Raw genomic sequence first — 3,455 nt, forward strand, 5'->3', positions numbered from 1 at the left:
AAGTGTAATTTCGGGCGGATAATATCCGCCCCTACAAATATAAATTATGATTTATCACGGCGTGCCGTATGCCGAAAAGCGGCGGAGAAAAGCTATGTGCGGAATTGCAGGAGCTATAAGCTTTATCGAAGATATGCGTGAGGATATGAAGGTATACGAGAAAATGCAGAGTGCTCTTCAGCGCCGCGGCCCCGACCAGCGTGGAATGTCCCTGTTCCGTGAAGCTGCCCTTATCCACACCCGCCTTGCGGTCATCGACATAAACGGCGGCAGACAGCCCATGAACTTCGGGAAATATACAATAGTCTACAACGGCGAGCTCTACAATACAGCCGAGCTCTGCCATGAACTGGAGGGCGAATTTGAGTTTTCCACCCGTTCAGATACCGAGGTAGTCCTGAAAAGCTACATAAAATGGGGAAGCTCCTGCGTTGAGCGCTTCAACGGTATATTTGCCTTTGCGGTATACGATGAGCAGGAGCACCGTGTTTTCCTTGCCCGTGACAGGATAGGCGTCAAGCCGCTTTTTTACTTCAAAAGCAACAGCAAGCTCATATTTTCGTCGGAGCTCCCCTCTCTTCTCGAGCACCCCGATATCCCTCACGAAATAGACGAATACGGCGCTGCGGAGCTGCTTCTCTTATCCCCCGGACGGACAATGGGCTGCGGTATCATACGCGGAGTTGAGGAGCTCAAAGCAGGCTGGTGTGGCTATTATTCCGCCGACGGACTTAAGCTGTGGGAGTACTGGCGGCTCAGAGCCTATGAGCTCCGCGAGAGCTTTGAGCAGACCGCCGAGCACGTCCGCGAGCTCGTCCTTGACGCCATAAGACGGCAGCTCGTATCCGATGTGCCTGTGTGTACCTTCCTTTCAGGTGGACTTGACTCCAGCCTTATATCGTCGGTTGCGGCTGCGGAAATGAAAAAGAACGGCAAACGCCTGCACACCTTCTCAGTTGACTACCGCGACAACGAAAAATACTTCCAAAAGAGTCGTTTCCAACCTGACAGCGACCCTGAGTATATCAGCTGTATGTCGGAATATCTTGATTCCGAACACCACCTGACAGTCATAGACACTCCCGAGCTTATCGAAGCACTCGATGAGGCGACGGAAGCAAGAGGCCTCCCGGGAATGGCTGATGTGGACGCTTCCCTGCTGCTTTTCTGCCGCGAGATAAAGAAATACGGCACAGTTGCGCTTTCGGGCGAATGTGCCGATGAGATATTCGGCGGCTACCCGTGGTACAGGGATAAGGATATCCGAATGACGGACGGCTTTCCGTGGGCTCAGAGCACAGCCTACCGCAGTCGCTTCCTGTGTGACGACTACGCAGAGCGCATAAACGCCGAAGAGTACGTATACTCCGCTTACCGAAATACCGCCGACTATGCAGAAAAGCTGAGTACGGACAGTCCCCTCGAATACCGTATGCGCGAAATGACGCAGCTGAACTTTCACTGGTTCATGCAGACACTTCTCGACCGCAAGGACAGAATGTCCATGTACAGCGGCCTTGAGGTCCGCGTACCGTTCTGCGATTACCGCATAGCCGAGTACCTGTACAATGTTCCGTGGGAATATAAGGACTACAAGGGCAGAGAAAAAGGACTTCTCCGCGAAGCCATGAAGGAATGGCTCCCCGAAAAAGTCCTGTGGCGCAAGAAAAGTCCCTACCCAAAGACTCATAATCCTGCATTTTTAGCGGGAGTTACGGAAAAGCTCTGCAGTATACTCGATAACGGCGGAGAAAGACTCACTCAGCTCGTAAAGCGTGAGGAGCTCGAAAGACTGCTGCGCCACGAGGACAAAGTGCAGTGGTACGGTCAGCTGATGAATCTGCCGCAGACTATAGCCTATTTCATACAGCTCAACTACTGGCTGGAAAGATTTGAGATACAGCTGAAATAAAAGAAGCTCCCAAAGGGAGCTTCTTATCATCATTTAAGATCCGATCTTTTGAACAATAAAGCGCCGACGACGGTAGAAACAGCTGTAATAGCCAGCATAAACAGTGCCATACGCACTCCGTGCTTCTGTATCTCATCATAGCCGTTCTTTATCAGGCTCATCTGGAATGTGGGAACTGCTTCGGATATGATCTCCTGTATCTTGGGATGCTTGTTGAGAAGCATAAGCACAAGCGAGAACATATCAACGACATAGTGCATCGTAATGGAGAGTACAAATCCGCCCACATTTTTCATCGTATTGCAGAGAAATACGATGAACGAGGTCATTGCAAGCTCGATAAGCAGAACGTGAAGCAGATTAAGCATTGTCGCCTTTGACGGGAATTCATCAAATCCGAGGATAATTCCCCCAAAAGCAATGACAAACAGAAGATAAACTGCTAAATATATCAGCATCACCGTAACGGATACTATCCAGTTAGCAAGATATATCTTTATTCTCGAATGACCGATAATGACCTTGTTCCTTATGGTATTGTTCCTGAAATCCTGTACTATCAGCATTCCCGCGGCTATGCCCACAAGCAGCGGCATAACGCCGATACCCTCAAAAAGAAGCGGGTCGGCAGGTATGCCTTCATCAAGTCCGCCGCCTATCAGGCCCGAAGCCATACTGTTGATAAAATGGTAAAGCAGGGTGAAAAGCACTGCAATAGCTGCAACAACGCCCATTACGATATAAAAGCGCTTTCCCTTGAAAAGTCGTCTGTAGCCTTCAGCAAGCAGCTCAGCCATTACTAACACCTCCCACAAGTCCCATGAAGTAGTTTTCGAGGCTTTCGTGATGCTCGCTCATGGAATTTACGAAGCAGTTCTTCTCATTGAGAGCAAGAACCAGCGGAGTTACCTGCATGGGAGTGAATATATCAGCCTCATTCGGTGAGTATATCCTGTATTCCGCACCCATTCCGTCAAGGACCTCCGCAAGAACTGCCGTATCATTCACATTTACGTGAACAGAGCGGCGGCTCACATTTTCAAGCTCTTCCGCGCTCATTTCCTTCATAACGTGTCCGCGCTCAATGAAGCCGTAATGAGTTGCAAGACGGGAGAGCTCGTCGAGGATATGGCTTGAAATAAGTATGGTTATTCCCTTTTCCTGATTAAGTCGGAGTATCATCTCGCGGACCTCCATGATACCCTGAGGGTCGAGACCGTTTATAGGCTCATCCAGTACGAGGAACTCGGGGTCGCCCACAAGTGAAAAAGCAATGCCAAGTCTCTGACGCATACCAAGAGAGAAGTTCTTTGCCTTTTTCTTTCCTGTATTTGCAAGACCTACGAGCCTGAGGATATCATCCAGCTTTTCGTCGGAGATACCGAGAGCCTTTGTCTGCTGTATAAGGTTATCCTTTGCGCTCATTTCAGGGTGAAGTGAGGGAGTTTCGACCACAGCGCCCATTTTTCTGCGAACCTCAAGTATCTTTTTATCGCTGTTCTTCACGCCCATTACGGAATACTCACCCGAAGTAGGATTGTTA

At 49.5% G+C, this 3,455-nt stretch carries 3 protein-coding genes; 1 reads left to right on the top strand and 2 read right to left on the bottom strand.

Annotation, left to right across the window (positions count from 1 at the left end):
- Positions 1-94: 94 nt before the first annotated feature.
- The gene (gene asnB / locus Q0R37_RS15485; RefSeq protein ID WP_294755514.1) at positions 95-1,912 is read left to right on the top strand and encodes an asparagine synthase (glutamine-hydrolyzing); all 1,818 of its coding nucleotides are present in this window, start codon (positions 95-97) and stop codon (positions 1,910-1,912) included.
- Positions 1,913-1,941: 29 nt separating this feature from the next.
- On the opposite strand, the gene Q0R37_RS15490 is transcribed toward asnB, so the two are convergent.
- Complete coding sequence (locus Q0R37_RS15490; RefSeq protein WP_294755515.1) at positions 1,942-2,709, bottom strand: ABC transporter permease subunit; 768 nt, start codon at positions 2,707-2,709, stop codon at positions 1,942-1,944.
- Positions 2,702-3,455: ATP-binding cassette domain-containing protein (locus Q0R37_RS15495; RefSeq protein ID WP_294755517.1), on the bottom strand; the 754-nt coding region annotated here is incomplete at its 5' end. The genes Q0R37_RS15495 and Q0R37_RS15490, both read right to left, overlap by 8 nt.

The sequence above is a fragment of the uncultured Ruminococcus sp. genome (assembly GCF_946415235.1).
In the GTDB taxonomy this organism is placed as follows: Bacteria; Bacillota; Clostridia; order Oscillospirales; family Ruminococcaceae; genus Ruminococcus.

Bases quoted from the DNA above. Each gene is read 5' to 3' on its own strand.
- asnB (WP_294755514.1), top strand. From the start codon at position 95: ATGTGCGGAATTGCAGGAGCTATAAGCTTTATCGAAGATATGCGTGAG.
- Q0R37_RS15490 (WP_294755515.1), bottom strand. From the start codon at position 2,709: ATGGCTGAGCTGCTTGCTGAAGGCTACAGACGACTTTTCAAGGGAAAG.